General features: G+C 68.5%; 17 protein-coding genes. 10 read left to right on the top strand and 7 right to left on the bottom strand.

The annotated features are described in order from the left end of the window. The first annotated feature begins 71 nt into the window (after window positions 1-71). The 3 genes from KXV01_RS00595 to KXV01_RS00585 are packed head-to-tail and all read left to right on the top strand — an operon-like array spanning window position 72 to window position 3,503. Complete coding sequence (locus KXV01_RS00595; RefSeq protein ID WP_099486860.1) at window positions 72-875, top strand: DUF4198 domain-containing protein; 804 nt, start codon at window positions 72-74, stop codon at window positions 873-875. Window positions 876-930: 55 nt separating this feature from the next. Next, window positions 931-1,902 carry an FAD:protein FMN transferase gene (locus tag KXV01_RS00590; RefSeq protein WP_164282965.1) on the top strand — a complete coding sequence of 324 codons (972 nt, stop codon included), beginning with the start codon at window positions 931-933 and terminating at the stop codon, window positions 1,900-1,902. Further along, window positions 1,899-3,503: a sulfite reductase subunit alpha gene (locus KXV01_RS00585; protein ID WP_263467433.1), complete on the top strand. Its 1,605-nt coding sequence runs from the start codon at window positions 1,899-1,901 to the stop codon at window positions 3,501-3,503. Before KXV01_RS00590 ends, KXV01_RS00585 begins: the two co-directional genes overlap by 4 nt. On the opposite strand, the gene KXV01_RS00580 is transcribed toward KXV01_RS00585, so the two are convergent. The 4 genes from KXV01_RS00580 to KXV01_RS00565 all read right to left on the bottom strand — a co-directional run bounded on the left by KXV01_RS00580 (window position 3,465) and on the right by KXV01_RS00565 (window position 6,648). After that, on the bottom strand, window positions 3,465-4,106 hold the full coding sequence (locus KXV01_RS00580) for a HutD family protein (protein WP_263467431.1): 642 nt from the start codon (window positions 4,104-4,106) through the stop codon (window positions 3,465-3,467). The two genes, KXV01_RS00585 and KXV01_RS00580, sit on opposite strands and share 39 nt — an antisense overlap. A 34-nt stretch (window positions 4,107-4,140) precedes the next feature. Next, window positions 4,141-4,866 carry a murein L,D-transpeptidase catalytic domain family protein gene (locus tag KXV01_RS00575; RefSeq protein ID WP_049440264.1) on the bottom strand — a complete coding sequence of 242 codons (726 nt, stop codon included), beginning with the start codon at window positions 4,864-4,866 and terminating at the stop codon, window positions 4,141-4,143. 17 nt (window positions 4,867-4,883) lie between these two features. Then, on the bottom strand, window positions 4,884-5,969 hold the full coding sequence (locus KXV01_RS00570) for a L,D-transpeptidase (protein WP_049413199.1): 1,086 nt from the start codon (window positions 5,967-5,969) through the stop codon (window positions 4,884-4,886). Between the two features lie 352 nt (window positions 5,970-6,321). After that, window positions 6,322-6,648, bottom strand: a complete 327-nt coding sequence (locus KXV01_RS00565; protein WP_032953992.1) for a helix-hairpin-helix domain-containing protein — start codon at window positions 6,646-6,648, stop codon at window positions 6,322-6,324. 201 nt (window positions 6,649-6,849) lie between these two features. Between KXV01_RS00565 and KXV01_RS00560 the strand changes: the two genes are divergently transcribed. The 4 genes from KXV01_RS00560 to murU all read left to right on the top strand — a co-directional run bounded on the left by KXV01_RS00560 (window position 6,850) and on the right by murU (window position 10,479). After that, window positions 6,850-8,343 carry a M20 family metallopeptidase gene (locus KXV01_RS00560; protein ID WP_069139004.1) on the top strand — a complete coding sequence of 498 codons (1,494 nt, stop codon included), beginning with the start codon at window positions 6,850-6,852 and terminating at the stop codon, window positions 8,341-8,343. Between the two features lie 69 nt (window positions 8,344-8,412). Next, window positions 8,413-8,682, top strand: a complete 270-nt coding sequence (locus KXV01_RS00555) for a GlsB/YeaQ/YmgE family stress response membrane protein (protein ID WP_005415577.1) — start codon at window positions 8,413-8,415, stop codon at window positions 8,680-8,682. A gap of 64 nt (window positions 8,683-8,746) precedes the next feature. Further along, window positions 8,747-9,772, top strand: coding sequence for a phosphotransferase (locus KXV01_RS00550; protein ID WP_111096453.1), 1,026 nt, complete (start codon window positions 8,747-8,749; stop codon window positions 9,770-9,772). Beyond that, complete coding sequence (gene murU / locus KXV01_RS00545; RefSeq protein ID WP_049413204.1) at window positions 9,769-10,479, top strand: N-acetylmuramate alpha-1-phosphate uridylyltransferase MurU; 711 nt, start codon at window positions 9,769-9,771, stop codon at window positions 10,477-10,479. Before KXV01_RS00550 ends, murU begins: the two co-directional genes overlap by 4 nt. A 510-nt stretch (window positions 10,480-10,989) precedes the next feature. On the opposite strand, the gene hda is transcribed toward murU, so the two are convergent. The 3 genes from hda to KXV01_RS00530 are packed head-to-tail and all read right to left on the bottom strand — an operon-like array spanning window position 10,990 to window position 14,002. After that, window positions 10,990-11,697 carry a DnaA regulatory inactivator Hda gene (gene hda / locus KXV01_RS00540; protein ID WP_049415140.1) on the bottom strand — a complete coding sequence of 236 codons (708 nt, stop codon included), beginning with the start codon at window positions 11,695-11,697 and terminating at the stop codon, window positions 10,990-10,992. After that, entirely contained in the window at window positions 11,697-12,866 is a 1,170-nt protein-coding gene (locus tag KXV01_RS00535) for an AI-2E family transporter (protein WP_049415142.1), read from the bottom strand. The genes hda and KXV01_RS00535 overlap by 1 nt, the downstream gene beginning before the upstream one ends. Further along, entirely contained in the window at window positions 12,863-14,002 is a 1,140-nt protein-coding gene (locus KXV01_RS00530; protein ID WP_263467409.1) for a DUF2066 domain-containing protein, read from the bottom strand. Before KXV01_RS00530 ends, KXV01_RS00535 begins: the two co-directional genes overlap by 4 nt. Before the next feature lie 99 nt (window positions 14,003-14,101). On the opposite strand from KXV01_RS00530, the gene purM reads away from it, so the two are divergent. From purM to KXV01_RS00515, 3 genes are read left to right on the top strand one after another with little or no spacing between them, the layout of a single operon-like run. Continuing rightward, window positions 14,102-15,160 carry a phosphoribosylformylglycinamidine cyclo-ligase gene (purM, locus tag KXV01_RS00525; protein WP_049415145.1) on the top strand — a complete coding sequence of 353 codons (1,059 nt, stop codon included), beginning with the start codon at window positions 14,102-14,104 and terminating at the stop codon, window positions 15,158-15,160. Window positions 15,161-15,181: 21 nt separating this feature from the next. Then, complete coding sequence (locus tag KXV01_RS00520; protein WP_049415148.1) at window positions 15,182-15,670, top strand: hypothetical protein; 489 nt, start codon at window positions 15,182-15,184, stop codon at window positions 15,668-15,670. Next, the gene (locus KXV01_RS00515) at window positions 15,667-16,089 is read left to right on the top strand and encodes a hypothetical protein (RefSeq protein ID WP_049415149.1); all 423 of its coding nucleotides are present in this window, start codon (window positions 15,667-15,669) and stop codon (window positions 16,087-16,089) included. The genes KXV01_RS00520 and KXV01_RS00515 overlap by 4 nt, the downstream gene beginning before the upstream one ends. The last annotated feature ends 29 nt before the right edge of the window (window positions 16,090-16,118 follow it).

Genomic DNA, 16,118 nt, shown 5'->3' with positions numbered 1-16,118 from the left:
GGGACGGAGGGGATTAAGTCGTAATCCCCTTCTCCTTGCCGCATCACCCCGCATCCACTGGAGTCCTCCGCATGAAGCGCACGCTCGTCCTCGCCGCCGCCCTGGCCGCTGCCCTTCCCTTCTCCGCCCTGGCCCACAAGGCCTGGCTGCTGCCCTCGCAGACCGTGATCGCCGGCAATGCACCGTGGATCACCGTCGACGGTGCGGTCTCCAACGACCTGTTCTACTTCAACCACGTGCCGCTGCGCCTGGAATCGCTGGTGATCACCGCGCCGGACGGCAGCACCGTGCAGCCGCAGAACGCAGCGACCGGCAAGTACCGCAGCGTGTTCGACATCGAACTGAAGCAGCCCGGCACCTACCGCATCGCCTCGGTCAATGACGGCCTGTTCGCCACCTACGAGCAGAACGGCGAGCGCAAGCGCTGGCGTGGCAGCGTGGCAACCCTCGGCGAACTGCCCAAGGACGCGAAGAAGCTCGAACTGAGCCAGTCGGTGGGCCGCGTGGAGACCTTCGTCACCAACGGTGCGCCGAACGACACCGCGCTGAAGCCGACCAACCGCGGCATCGAGCTGATCGCCGTCGGCCACCCGAACGACCTGTTCGCCGGCGAGGAATCGACCTTCCGCGTGCTGGTCGATGGCAAGCCGACCGCCGGCCTGGAGTTCGAGATCGTGCGTGGCGCCACCCGCTACCGCAACGCACAGGACGAGCTGAAGGTCACCAGCGATGCCAAGGGCGAGATCAAGGTGACCTGGCCGGAAGCCGGCATGTACTGGCTGGAAACCGGCACCGAAGACAACAGGACCTCGGTGAAGCAGGCCGCCAAGCGCCGCCTGAGCTACGTCGCCACGCTGGAAGTGCTGCCGCAGTAATAGACGTGGACCGCGATGCCGGGCACGTCCCGGCATCGCGCCCGCAACACCCGCCATGACCGATTCCCTGTACGACATCGCCCGCCTCGGTGGCACCACCATGGGCACCACCTGGAGCGTGTCGCTGGTTGCGCCGCGCCAGCGCGACCTGCATCCGCTGCATGCCGGCATCCAGGCGCGCCTGGACGAGGTGGTCGCGCAGATGAGTACCTGGGAGCGCGGTTCGGATCTGAGCCGCTACAACCGCGCCGACACTGGCCAATGGTGTGTACTGCCCGCCGAAACGCGCCACGTTCTGGCCTGCGCACAGGCCATCGCTGCCGCCAGTGACGGCGCCTTTGATCCCACCCTCGGTCCGCTGGTTGCGCTGTGGGGCTTCGGTGCACACGCCGGCGAGCGCCGCCAACCCGATGCCACCACCGTACAGGCCACGCGCGAGCGCTGCGGTTGGCAGCGCTTGCAGTGGCAGGGCGATGCGCTGCTGCAACCGGGTGGGCTGGAACTGGATCTCTCTGCGATCGCCAAGGGCTTCGGCGTCGATCACGTCGCCGCGTGGCTGCGCGGACAAGGCATCGCTGCCGCGCTGATCGAGGTCGGTGGCGAACTGGCCGGCTATGGCCGGAAACCGGATGGCCAGCCGTGGCGCGTGCTGGTGGAATCGGCGCCGGAAGAGGATGCGCAGACCGATACTCCGCCACGGGTGCTGGTACTGGAGGGCAAGGCGGTGGCCACCTCCGGCGATCGCTGGCACCAGTACCGGGTCGATGGCGAGGCCTACAGCCACAGTCTCGATCCACGTACCGGCACGCCGGTGCGCCAGGTCGCCGCAGCGGTCACCGTGGTGGCCGGCGATGCGATGCACGCCGATGCCTGGGCCACCGCGCTGACCGTCCTCGGTCGCGAACAGGGCATGGCACTGGCCGAGCGCGAAGGCCTGGCGGCGCGCTACCTGCAGCGCGCTGCAGGCGGCCCGCACGAGTTCCTCAGCAGCGCCTTCCAGCGTCTTCTCGACGAGCAGGGCGCATGAGCGGACGCCGGTCACGCGCATGGCTCGGCAACGGCTTGGTCCTGCTTCTGCTGGCGTTGATCGGTTGGGCGTTGCTGCGCCTGCATCTCGGCGAAGCGTGGTGGCACGGCGCGCCGCCAGCGCGGCAGTCGCAGATCGCCATCATCGCCACCGCGCTGTACGCGCTGACCTGCGCAGCCCTGTGGTGGCGCACTCGTCCGCGCGATGATGCGGCGTCCGCCGATACCGCACCGCTCCTGCTGGTCTGGTCCAGCCAGACCGGCTTTGCCCGCGAACTGGCCGAACGCAGTGCCGAGGCCCTGCGTGGTGCCGGCGTGCCGGTGCGTGTGCGCGGACTGCACGAGGTAGATGCAGCGTTGCTGGCCGACAGCCAGCGCGCGCTGTTCATTGCCAGCACCACCGGCGAAGGCGATCCGCCCGACCACGCCCTACCGTTCCTGCGCGGGGTGATGGCCACGCCGCCTCCGTTGCAGCACCTGCACTACGGCGTGCTCGCACTGGGCGACCGCAGCTACGGCCACTTCTGCGGATTCGGCCACCAGCTTGACCAATGGCTGCGCCAGCACGGCGCGCATCCGCTGTTCGATGCGATCGAGGTCGACAACGCCGATCCGGCAGCGCTTCGTCATTGGCAACAGCTGCTGGGACAACTCGGCGGCGGCGCCAGTGAACTGCCCGACTGGAGCCCGGCCGAACACCAGCCGTGGACGCTGCTGCAGCGCGAACATCTGAACCCGGGCAGCCCTGGCGGTCCAGTGTATTGGTTGCGCCTGCGGCCACCGGCCGGCGCAGATGTGCAGTGGCAGGCCGGCGACATCGCCGAGATCGGCCCGCAGCATGCGTCGCACACCGTGCGTGCCTGGCTGGACGCACAGCGCTTCGATGCGGACAGGGTGCTGGACGACGGGCAGACGTTGCTGGCACGCGTCGCGCGCTCGCACCTGCCTTCATTGGTTCCCCCGGGTGATCTGCCCGCGCTGCTGGCAACCCTGCAGCCGCTGCCGCATCGCGAGTACTCCATCGCCTCAGTGATGGCCGACGGCGCGGTGGAGCTGCTGCTGCGTCGCCAGCTTCGCGCCGATGGAACACCCGGCATCGGCAGCGGCTGGCTGTGCGACCACGCCGCACTTGGCGAACCGGTGCAGCTGCGCCTGCGCCGCAACGACAATTTCCACGGCGTCGCCGCCGAGGTACCGCTGCTGCTGATCGGCAACGGTACCGGCATCGCCGGCCTGCGCGCACACCTGCACGAACGCGTACGCAGTGGCGCGCGCCGTACCTGGCTGCTGTTCGGTGAGCGCACCGCCGCGCATGACTTCCATTTCGGCGAAGAGCTGCAGGCAATGCTGGCCGACGGCACGCTGGCGCGGCTGGATGCAGTGTTCAGCCGCGATGGCGGTGTGCATCGCTATGTGCAGGACCGCCTGATGGCCGAAGCAGCAACACTGCGGCAGTGGGTCGATGAAGGCGCGACGATCCTGGTTTGCGGCAGCCTGCAGGGCATGGCCCCGGCGGTGGATGCGGTGATCGAGCAGGTGCTGGGGACTGCGGACAAGGAAGCGCTACTGCTGGCCGGTCGTTACCGGCGCGATGTGTATTGAGGTCGCCGCACTGACCCGTATCACCAACAACTCGCCCCCGCCCTGCAAAGCGTGCCGCTGCCGTTCACCCGCTGACAACCACGCGGTATCGCCGGCCTGCAGCGGCGGCAGGCCACTGTCGGCACCGAACGCCGCCTGACCGGCCAACAGATGCAACGCCCAGGCCACGCCCGGCTCGCAGAAGAAGAACATCGAGCCCACCAGCGGCCGATGCAGCAGTTCGGCCTGCAGCAGATCGCGCTTCCACATCAGGTTGAAATCGTGGGTGGTGCCATCCACCAGTTCGCCGTGCAGCCTTTCCTCACCCGCAAAGCGCACCCGCCCATGCGGTGGCAACACTTCCGCCGCGCGGCCACCCTCGAATCGCAGGCGCACGCCATTGCCCTGCAGCAGCACCAGCTCGCGTTCCACGCCGGGGAACGCGGAAAACGCGGCGTCCTGTTCGATCTCGGCCACCGACAGGCGCAATGCCCAGTCATCGCCTTGTGCCGGCAGGCGCAGGATCTCGCGCGTCCAGCCCAGGCCGTTGCGCCAGCGTTCGCGGCGGTAGTCCAGGCAGGAGATGACCTGGCTCGGAGTGTGCAGCAGGGAGTCGACGTTCATCGGCGCATTGCATCACGCCGCGCGCCATCGTGCATCACCGCGTGGCCAGCGTACCCTGGCCGCCGCACCCGCCGGCCAGCAGCTGCGAGTGTTTCAACCAGTCCTGGTCGGGGTAATAGGCGAACACCATCGTGCCGCCACGCAACGCATCGATCAGTGGCTTGGCCACCGACAGGCGCACCGCCGGACAGCCCAGGCTGCGGCCCAGCCGCCCCTGCAGCTGCGCGGTGGCCGGGTTCACATACGGCGCGCCGTGGATGACGATCGCGCGTTCGCGCGCGCGGTCATTGAAGCCCGGTTCCAGCCCGGCCAGGCGCAGCGAATACCCGTTGCCGCCCATGTAGGTCTCCTGTGCGGTGAACGCGCCGAGGCTGGACATGAAACTGCCATCGCGGTTGGAGAAGTGCTCGGTGCGGTTCTCGCCGCTGTTGCGGCCATGCGCCACCCATTCCTCGAACAGCAGGCGCTGGTGGGCCAGGTCGAACACCCACAGGCGCGGCTCGGTGGATGGCCGCGAGTAGTCGATCACGCTGAGCCGTTCACCGTTGACGCCCAGCTCCGGCCGCTGCAGCGCGCAACGCATGGCGCGCGCCGCCAGCTGCAACACGTGGCGGTCGGCCTTGGGCGCACTGCGCGACAGCAGGGCAGCCAGATCATCGGCGCTGGTGGCAAGGGCGGGCGTCTGTGCCAGCGCCGGGGCGCTGGCCGAGGTCGCCAGCAGGCCGAACGCGGCCAGCCGGCACAGGCGGGATTCAGTCATGGGCACAACGAGGGGACTCAGTTGCCCTTGAGGGTGGACCCTGGCGGCTCGGATTCCAAGACCGGCTGCATTCCGGATTCAGCCGGGCTTGGGCGGACCGCCGGCAGCGAGGTCACCAGCAGGGTCGTGCCCGGCACCAGCACCTGGTACAGCTGGCGGGCGAAATCGGCCGGCAGCGCCATCGGCAGCGAGGGCGTGGCCAGCAGGTCCGGCGTGGCCTGGGCGCGGTCCTGGCCCAGCAACGGGTAGGCCGTCCACCGGTGCAGGCGCTGGTTCGCGTCCAGCGGGCTGGGCGTATCGCTGAAACCCTGCCCCATCACGAACAGGGTAGTGCCCTGGAAGGCCGGCAGCGCGTCCGCCTTCAGCGGCGACTCGCCGATCATCACGCCATCGCGCAGCACGTACAGGCGCTGGTCGTGCAGGCTGACCAGGATGCCGACCTGCCCGGCCGGCGCCGCGCTGTCGTTCCACCAGGCCTGTGCCGGCGCCCCCCCCTCCGTCTCCGGCAGGGCCTGGCCGCGTGCGTTGACCGGTGCCAGCACCGACGGATAGGCCAGGGTCATCGGCGAGCTCTTGGCATCGGCCACCACGACGGTATCGCCGCGCTGGGTTTCGCTGAACAGCTTCTGCGCGAAGGCCTGCGGCAGGCGTACGCAGCCGTGCGAGGCCGGGTGCCCGGGCAGACTGCCGCCATGCAGGGCGATGCCGTCCCAGGTCAGGCGCTGCATGTACGGCATCGGCGCGCTGTTGTAGAGGTTGGACTTGTGGTCCTTGTCCTTCTGCAGGATGGTGAACACGCCGGTCGGTGTCTCGTGCCCGGCCTTGCCCGAGCTGATCGTGGTCAGGCCGATGGCAATGCCGTTGCGGTACACGTAGGCCCGCTGCTCATCGAGGCTGACCACCAGCACGATCGGGCCGGTCGGCGAGATTTCCGGATGCCACAGGTATTCGCCCGGTTTCAGGTCGGTCGGCCCGCGCACCTCGGCGGTGCCGGCAGTGGCAGCTGCGGGCTTGGCAGCCGGTGTCGGCGCAGCGGCATGGGCCAGCAGCGGCAGGGCCAGTGCAAGGGCGAGCATCAGGGTCGTGGGGCGGTGCGGAAGCATCCAGCGGGGGTCCTTTCCATGCGGAGCCGCCACCGTACACCATCGGCCCGTGGTGGCCGCGGCAAAACCTGGCGCCGGAAATGAAACTGCCCGGCGACACAGCCATGTGTCGTACCGGGCAATCGTTACGTCCTTGTCGGCCTGCTGCCGCCCCCTCGCATCCTGCGCTGTGGGGGAAGCGTTGCGTCCTGCACGCGGCCGCGTCTGTCCTGTTTGTATCTCAGCCCCTTCCACAGGTCTGTGATGCCACCATCCTGGTGATTGGTGCCGCATCCTGCGGCGGTCGGTGGTCACGGCCTTCCTGTCCGCGACCGGTGAACCAGCCTCCTGCCGGTTCCGACGATTCCTGCTGTCAGCGCCTGGGTACGGTCCGCACCGGTACCGATCCGGGTACCGGATCCGCCGGCAACAACCTGTTGCCTACGGTGATCCGCTGTCGATTCCGTTCGACGATTGCTTTCCCTATCCCCTTCACCTGCGCCAGGTCCTCGACGCGATGAAACGGGCCGTGTCTGCGCCGGTGCTCGACGATCGCCTCGGCCTTGGCGGCTCCGACCATCGTCAATCCCTGCTGCAGCGCCTGGGCATCGGCGCGGTTGATGTCGATCGGTTCGGCGGCATGCGCCCCAGCGATCCCCACTACCAGCACCAGTGCCCTCAACACGACACTCCAAGGCACGACGTCTATCTCCCTGTGATTCTGGCCGCCCCGACCGGCAATCCCGTCGGCAGGAACAGTGTCCGTCACCACATGTGCACAGCCTATCGGTTTCCCGGATTTCCGTAAGCCAGCCAAATACCCGACGTGATGTAGGAAAAACCCTACCCGCGGCACAGGCGTAGAATGGCGCGATCACAGCCCATGCAACCGGAGTATCAGATGGACAGCGCCAAGCTCGGCCAATTCGTCAATGACAAGTGGGACAGCGAAATCGTCCCGCAGTTGGTCGACTACATCCGCATTCCCAACAAGTCGCCGATGTTCGACGCCAATTGGGTGCAGAACGGCTACATGGAACAGGCGGTCACGCTGATGGAGAACTGGGCCAGGGCCCAGCAGCTGCCCGGCCTGAAGGTTGAAGTGGTGCGCCTGGAAGGCCGTACCCCGCTGATCTTCCTGGAAATTCCGGCTACCGGCGCCGAAACCGGCGACGACACCATCCTGCTCTACGGCCACCTGGACAAGCAGCCGGAAATGACCGGCTGGGACGACGACCTCGGCCCGTGGACCCCGGTCCTGCGCGGCGACAAGCTGTATGGCCGCGGCGGTGCGGACGACGGCTACGCCATCTTCGGCTCGCTGGCCGCGGTGCTGGCGCTGCAGGCCCAGGGCCTGCCGCACGCCCGCTGCGTGGTGCTGATCGAGGCCTGCGAAGAGTCCGGCAGCTACGACCTGCCGGCGTACGTCGACCACCTAGCCGAGCGCATCGGCAAGCCGTCGCTGGTGGTCTGCCTGGATTCGGGCTGCGCCAACTACGACCAGCTGTGGTGCACCACCTCGCTGCGCGGCCTGACCGGCGGCAACTTCACCGTGAAGGTGCTCAACGAAGGCGTGCATTCCGGCGATGCCTCCGGCGTTGTGCCGTCCAGCTTCCGCCTGCTGCGCCAGCTGCTGTCGCGCATCGAGGACCAGGACACCGGCCGTATCCTGATCGACGGCATGAACGTCGAAATCCCGGCCGAACGCCTGGAACAGGCCAAGCGCGCGGCCGAAGTGGTCGATACCGAGATCTTCGAGAAGTTCCCGATGGTCGACGGCCTGCGTCCGATGAACGAGGACCTGACCGAACTGGTGCTCAACCGCACCTGGCGCCCGGCCCTGTCGGTCACCGGCGTGGGCGGCATGCCGCCGCTGGAATCGGCCGGCAACGTGCTGCGCCCGCAGACCTCGGTGAAGCTGTCGCTGCGCCTGCCGCCGACTGCCGATGGCAAGACCTGCGGCGAACTGCTGAAGGAAGCGCTGCTGCGCGATCCGCCGAACGGCGCGCAGGTCACCCTGGACCTGGAAAAAGCCTCCACCGGCTGGAACGCCCCGGCGATGGCGCCGTGGCTGACCCAGGCCATCGACGACGCCAGCCAGGCCTTCTTCGGCAAGCCGGCGATGTACATGGGCGAAGGCGGCTCGATCCCGTTCATGGGCATGCTGGGCGAGAAGTTCCCGGGCGCGCAGTTCATGATCACCGGCGTGCTCGGCCCGCACTCCAATGCGCATGGCCCGAACGAATTCCTGCACATCCCGATGGGCAAGAAGGTCACCGCCTGTGTGTCCAAGGTGATCAGCGAGCACTACGCCGCCAGCCTGCGCGGCGAGACCAGCGGCTCGCCGGTGGCTGCCGACAGCGGCACCCGCCACGGCGACCACGGCTGCTGCTGATCCGGCACTCGTGACGGACGCAGCCTGGCCTTGCTAGGCTGCGTCCACACTCAAGCGGAATCCGCGCGCATGAATGGTCTGTTCGGCAGCAGCAGCTGGCTGTACATCCTGCTGGTCGGCTTCTTCGTCGGCCTGCTCGGGCGTTTCTTCATGCCCGGCAACAACCGCATGGGCTGCCTGCTGACCATCGTGCTGGGCATCCTTGGTGCCCTGCTGGCCGGTTGGTTCGGCCAGTACATGGGCTGGTACGCCCCCGGCGAACCGGCCGGTTTTCTCGGCGCGGTGGTGGGCGCGGTGGCCGTGCTGGCCGTCCTGCGCCTGTTCAGCGGTCGCCGCTGACGCCGTTCCCCCTTCCCTTCCTGTTGCCGACGTTGGCGCGCCCGGCGCGCCCGGATATGCCCGCATGACCGAACCCGCCTCCGATCCCCAGCGCAGCGCGCAGCGCCTGCAGTGGGCCCGTACCCAGCTCGATGATGCCAACGCGGTGGTCGAACGCGCTTCGGTTGACGCCGGCATGCGCAGCTACTGGCGCACCACCAGCACGCGCGGCAGCCACATCGTGATGGACGCCCCGCCGGGGCTGGAAGATCCGCGGCCGTGGCTGCGCATGCGCGGCCTGCTGCACGACAACGGCCTGCGCGTGCCCGCACTGTTGGCGCAGGACCTGGAGGCCGGCTTCCTGCTGCTGGAAGATCTCGGCGGCCCGACCCTGGCCAGGATCCTCGATGAGCGCAATGCCGATGAATGGTTTGGCCGCTCGATCGAACAGCTGCTGCGCCTGCAGGCGATTGCGGTGCCAGCCGACTTCGGCCAGTTCGGCGAGGCGCTGCTGCAACGCGATGCCGGGCTGTTCGACGATTGGTTCCTGCAGCGGCACCTGAACCTGGAACTTGACTGCGGTGAGCTCGAGGGGCTGCAGCGGGTGCATCGCCGGTTGATGGACAACGCGCTGGGCCAGGCCCAGCTGATGACCCATCGCGATTACATGCCGCGCAACCTGATGCCGGTCGACGACGGCCCCGCGGTGCTGGATTTCCAGGACCTGGTGCGTGGCCCGATCGCCTACGACGCGGTGAGCCTGTTCAAGGACGCGTTCCTGAGTTGGCCGCTGCAGCGCGTTGACGAGTGGCTGACGCAGTACCACGAACGCGCGCGCGCCGCCGGCCTGCCGGTGCCCGACCGCGCCACCTTCCTGCGCGATGCCGACTGGATGGGCATCCAGCGCCACGTCAAGATCCTCGGCCTGTTCTGCCGCCTGCGCTACCGCGACAACAAGGGCCATTACCTGGACGACGCACCGCGCTTCATCGGCTATCTGGATGAAGTGCTGCCTCGCTATCGCGAGCTGGCCCCCCTGCAGCAGCTGCTGGAAAACCGCATCAAGCCGGCGCTGGCCGAACTGGGCGCACCGATGCGCGTGGCCCGATGAAGGCGCTGGTCTTTGCCGCCGGGCTTGGCGAGCGCATGCGCCCGCTGACCCTGCACACACCCAAGCCGCTGCTGGAAGTGGCCGGCAAGCCACTGATTGTCTGGCACCTGGAACGCCTGGCGGCGCTCGGCGTGCGCGAGGTAGTGGTCAACACCGCGTGGCTGGCCGAGCAGTTCCCGGCGACCCTGGGTGATGGCAGCCAGTGGGGCCTGCGCCTGCATTTCCTTTACGAAGGGCAGACCCCGCTGGAAACCGGCGGCGGCATCCTCAACGCACTGCCGGTGCTGGGCGATGCCCCGTTCCTGGTGGTGAACGGCGATATCTGGACCGATTTCGATTTCGCCACACTGCCGCGCGAGCCGCAGGGCCAGGCACACCTGGTGCTGGTCGACAATCCGGTTCAGCATCCGAACGGTGACTATCGGCTGGACGCACAGGGCCTGCTGCACCACGACCGCGCGGGGCCGTGCCTGACCTATGCCGGCATCGGCGTGTACCGTCCTTCGATCGTGGCCGACTGGCGCGCGGTGATCGGCGATGCGCCGGGCAGCGAGCGGCTGCCGCCGAGGTTCTCGGTGGTGCCGCTGCAGAAGCACTTCATGGCGCAGGGGTTGATGACCGGGCAGCACCATCGTGGGCGTTGGACCGATGTAGGGACCGTGGATCGCCTGCGCGCGCTGGATGCGGAGTTGGCGGCGAACGGCTGAGCCCCTCGTGGCTGGTCGCTCAAATCAAAAGCCGTGCTTGGCCGGGCGGGGTGGATTCGCGGGGGACGCCGTGAACCCGTCCCTGGGGGCTTGGCCGCGGCATCCATGCCGCGGACACCCCCGCGAACCCACCCCGCCCGGCCTCTGACAGTTTCCGTGCGCGTCCAGCCACGGAAGAAAGAAAGAAAAGCAAAAGCGGGTCGCTTCGCTGCGCTTGCTCTGGTGTCGACCAAGGTCGACACCCACCAACAGCAGTCAGCAGTCAGCAGTGCAGTACGCAGTCCCGGCAGATCGCGGGAACCTGTCGAAGGCGGGTGGATCCGGTTGCGGGGGCGTGAGCGCCATGGATGGCGCGATCGGGCTACATGGACGTACTTGCGCCGTCTCCCGCAACCTGAGCCACCGCGCCTCCCCTCAGGAAGCCAGCTTTTGACGTTGCTGTTGAAGTTGCCGGCCAGCGGCCGGCACTACCGCGGGTGCAGGGCGCAGCCCTGCAAACAAACCCCACTCTCAGTAACGAGGCCGGCCTTCTTCCAGCACCTGGCGCAGGAATGGCACGGTGATCCGCCGCTTCGCCGCCAGCGACTCCCGGTCCAGCCAGTCCAGCAGGGTGATCAATCCACCCAGCTCACGGCCGGTATGCGACAGCAGCCATTCGATGGCCGCTTCGTCGATGGCCAGGCCACGTCGCAGTGCACGCTCGCGCAGCACCGCAGCACGACCCTCCTCATCCAGCGGCTGCAGCAGCACGCGCACGCACTGGCCCAGGCGCGAACGCAGGTCCGGCAGCACCAGGCCCAGCGCTTCCGGCGCCTTCTGCGCCGTGTACAGCACGGTCACGCCTGCGGCGCGCGCGCGGTTGTGGAAATCGAACAGCGCGATCTCGTCCTCGCGGTTGCCGGCAACCTCGTCCAGGCCGTCCAGCGCCACCAGTTCGCGCGCCTCCAGCCCATCCAGCGCCGCACGCACGCGGCCGGCCGCGCTGGCCAGCGGCACATAGGTCGGCAGGCGCCCGGCCTGCTCGGCGCTGGAGCACATCGCCAGCGCCTGGTGGGTCTTGCCGGTGCCCGCCGCACCTTCCAGGTAGACCCAGTCGTGGCTGGCGCCAACCGCGATCGCGCGCAGCTGCGCCAGCGCGCCATCCGGCGCGCCGATGAAGGTCTCCAGGCGCTGGTCCCGCGGGTAATGCAGGGCCAGCGGCAGTTGCGGCACACCCATCACTTCAGGTCGGGGCCCTTGTCGTTCGGAACGATGATATGGGGGGCGTCCACTACGCCATCAAGCACGATCGCCGGCTTCTCGCCCACGTACAGCTCGCTCTGGCGGTAGCGCTGATGCGCATAGCGCAGCAGAACATTGGTCACCGCCGCCACCGGCAGCGCCAGCAGCATGCCGAGGAAGCCGAACAGCTGGCCGCCGGCCATCACCGCAAAGATCACTGCCACCGGGTGCAGGCCGATCTTGTCGCCGACGATACGCGGGGTCAGTACGTAGCTTTCCAGCAGCTGGCCCACGGTGAACACCACGCCGACCAGGATCAGCAGCTTCAGGTCGAAGCCCTGCGCCTGCACCAGCGCGGCGATCACCGCCATCAGCACGCCGGTGGTCGCGCCCAGGTACGGGATGAAGCTGATCAGGCCGGCAATCAGGCCGATCAGCAGGCCCAGCTTGAGGCCGACCAGCGACAGGCCGCCGGCATAGATCACGCCCAATGCCAGCATCACCAGGAACTGTCCGCGGATGAACGCGCCCAGCACCTCGTTGGACTCACGCGCCAACGCGCTGATGGTGCCGATCTGGTTGCGCGGAATCACCGACGCCACCCGCTCGACCAGCTTGTCCCAGTCGCGCAGGAAGTAGAACGCCAGGATCGGCAGCAGCAGGATGTTGACCACCCAGGTCACCATCGCAAAGCCCGAACGCGAGACGTAGCCCATGAAGGTGGTGGCGACGCCGCCGGCCTGCTGCCAGTGGCTGCGCACCCATTCGATCAGGCGGTCCGGATCCAGCCACTGCATCACTTCCAGGCCGGTCTTCTGCTCGAACCAGGGGATCCCCTTCTCCATCAGCCACGCCTGTGCCTGCGGCGCGACCGCAATCAGGGTGGTGATCTGGCGCTCGATCATCGGCACCAGCACCAGCAGCAGCGCCACGATCACCAGCACCATCGCCGCGAACACCAGCACCACGCCGGTCATGCGCGAACGGCCGGTGGCCTCGATGCGGTCCACCAGCGGATCGCCCAGCCACGCCAGCGCCAGCGCCAGCACGAACGGGGTCAGGATCGGCGCCAGCAGCCACACCACCCAGCCGACCAGGCCGGCGAACAGGATGTACTTCAGGCGGCGCAGGAACTGCGCGATTTCGGCTTCCGGGGTCAGGGTCATCGCAAGCGGTACTCGTTGCTGACCGGCGCGGCCACCGGGGCACCGGTAGTGTCATCGATCGGGGCCGGCAGGGCCGGCAGCGTCGCGCTGGGCACCAGCACGCCGTTGTCGCCCAGCATGCGGTTGAAGCCGGCCAGGCCGGTGGTCATCTCCAGGCTCAGCTCCAGCTGGCCGGCCGAAGCGTGCAGCGGGGTGACGTTGCGCACCACCGGCACCTCGCGCAGGCCGGCGGCAAGGCGCAGGTAGTCGTCGGCACTGTTGATGCCGGTGACCACCACGCGGTAGGTCCCGGCCTGGCCGACGGCGGCACCCGCCTTGGCATAGCGCTTGACCAGCGCGTCGGCGGCGCCATCGGCACCGGCGGCGATCGCGCGCATGGCGTTGGCGTCCTTGCTGGTCCACTTGTTCAGCTCACGGCCGTTGTCGACGAACACCCAGTCCGCCTGCCAGCCGCCGTTGGCGCGGTAGAGCTTGCCGATCAGCTGCATCGGCGGCGAGTAGCGCGAAGACGCACGGGCCACGGCGGCGCTGTCCTGGCGCCAGATGGCACCGGCCAATGCCTGTTCGGCGGCACCGCCGCTGGGCAGTCCGAGCTTGTAACCCCGCTCGATGGCGCGGTTCAGCAGCGGGCGGGCGGCGTTGGCCTGCTGCACGCTGACCAGGCGCGGGCCACTGCCGTCGTCGACGGCCAACCACACAACCGGCTTCGGCCGCGGCTGCGGCCACAGCGGCAGGCCCAGCGCCGAGACCAGCGAGTCGACATCATCCTCGCGGAAGCGGGCCACCAGCAGGGTCCTGAAGCTCGGCGCGCCACTGGCGCCCACGCTCTGGTCCTGCTTGTAGTCGTAGCTGGCCACGTAGTCCTTGGCGTTGCGCAGCGCCTGCACCACGCCGGGGCGGGACATCACGTTGCGGTCGCCGGACAGTTTGCCCAGCACCACGCTCAGGGCACGGGCCAGGGCGCCGTTGCGATCGGCTTCGGCCTGGCTGTTGACGGGCACTTCGGCCTCGTACGCACCCGAGGCAGTGGCAACATCTCCCTCGGTGCGCAGGCCGCTCTGGGCCATCGTGGCCACCGGCAGGCTCAGTGCAAGGAGCAGGGTCAGAATCAGGCTGCGGCGCATCAGGACATCCATTGGCTCGACGAATCCGGGGGAATTGTTGCCCGAATACGGCCTTTGCGCCAATGCGGCCTGTTAAAATCGCCCGTTCAACCCCTGCCAGCGCCGACGCCCGTGACCAACACCCCGTCTTCCGCCCCCTCCCCCCTTACCTACCGTGACGCGGGTGTCGACATCGACGCCGGCAACGCGCTGGTCGAGCGGATCAAGCCCCTGGTCAAGCGCAGCTTCCGCCCGGAAGTGATGGGCGGCCTGGGCGGCTTCGGCGCCCTGTTCGACCTGTCCAACAAGTACCGCGAGCCGGTGCTGGTGTCGGGTACCGACGGCGTGGGCACCAAGCTGAAGCTGGCCCACCAGCTGAACCGCCACGATACGATCGGCATCGACCTGGTCGCGATGTGCGTGAACGACGTGCTGGTGCAGGGCGCCGAGCCGCTGTTCTTCCTGGACTACTTCGCCACCGGCAAGCTGGACATCGACACCGCCGCGGCGGTGGTGGGCGGCATCGCCAACGGCTGCACCGAGGCCGGCTGCGCGCTGATCGGCGGTGAAACCGCTGAAATGCCCGACATGTATGCCCCGGGCGAGTACGACCTGGCCGGCTTCACGGTCGCTGCGGTCGAGAAGAGCGAGCTGAAGGACGGCGCCAGCGTGGCCGCCGGCGACGTGCTGATCGGCATCGCCTCGTCCGGCCCGCACTCCAACGGCTACTCGCTGGTACGCCGCATCTACGACCGCGCCGGCCGCCCGGCCGACCTGGAGCTGGAAGGCGGGGTGAAGCTGGTCGATGCGCTGATGGCACCGACCCGCCTGTACGTGAAGCCGATCCTCTCGCTGCTGAAGTCGCACGGCGACGCCGTCCACGGCATGGCCCACATCACCGGTGGCGGCCTGACCGAGAACATCATCCGCGTGGTGCCCGACGGCCTCGGCCTGGACATCCAGGCCTCGTCCTGGACCCTGCCGCCGGTGTTCCAGTGGCTGCAGAAGGAAGGCGCGGTGGCCGACAGCGAGATGTGGCGCACCTTCAACTGCGGCATCGGCTTCGTGCTGATCGTGGCAGCGGACCAGGTCGCTGCCGTGTCCGAGGCGGTCCAGGCCCAGGGCCTGGACCACTGGACCATCGGCCAGGTGGTCACCGCCGAAGGCGACGAGCGCGTCCGCATCGGCTGAACCCGACCCCGAGGAGCCCGTATGGACGCAACGCCCCCGTTGGCACCGGCCCCGGTACCGCCGCCGTTGGCGGCCGTGCCGGTCTTCAGCAAGCAGGACGCTGACCACCTGCGCGCACTGTCCATCGCGCACTACGTGTTCGGCGGCCTGATCGCGCTGCTCTCGCTGTTTTTCATTCTGTACATCGTGCTCGGCATCAGTGCGCTGAGCGGCCATCTGCCGATGAACTCCGGGGGCCAGCCCTCGTCGCCGGCCGAACAGCGCCTGTTCGGCTGGGTGTTCACGGTCCTGGGGACCGTGTTCGTCGCCGGTGGCCTGGGCATGGCCGCATTCGTCATCCAGGCCGGACGCTGCCTGGCCCAGCGTCGTCGCCACCTGCTGTGCCTGATCGTGGCCGGCCTGCTCTGCCTGTGCGCGCCGCTGGGCACCGTTCTGGGGGTATTCACCCTGGTTACGCTGCTGCGCCCGCAGGTCAAGGCCGCCTTCGATGCAAGTGGTGCAACGACATGACGACACCCGGCGCACCACCGCCGCTACCGCAGCAGACCTTGGCGCAGCTGCAGCTGGCCAGCCACCTGCAGACGCTGAAGGTGCTGTTCTACGCGCTGGCGGTTTTCCACTGGATGGCCGCGCTGGCGTTCCTCGGTTTCATCGGCCTGGTCGCCAGCTCGCGCGGGCTGGGCGATGGCGCAGTACTGGCCACGGTCTACGGGGTCGTTTCGCTGTTGGCGGCCGCGCTTGGCGTCGTACAGCTGCACACCGCACGCCTGCTGTCGCGCCGCACCGGGCTGGCCTGGTGCCAGCGCGCGGCCTGGCTGGCGGTACTGGCTGGCCCGCTGGGCATGGCCCTGACCGCCTATGCCTGGGTGTTCCTGTCCAAGCCTGACATGGCCGCACTGTTCGACCGCGGCGACCATCTCAGCGTCTGAGCTTGCCGGCAGACGCCCCCTTCCCTGAT

This window comes from Stenotrophomonas sp. Ps181 (assembly GCF_025697425.1).
Lineage (GTDB): Bacteria > Pseudomonadota > Gammaproteobacteria > Xanthomonadales > Xanthomonadaceae > Stenotrophomonas > Stenotrophomonas sepilia.
The sequence above is the reverse complement of the archived record's forward strand: the minus strand, read 5'-3'. Positions and strand labels throughout refer to the sequence as shown.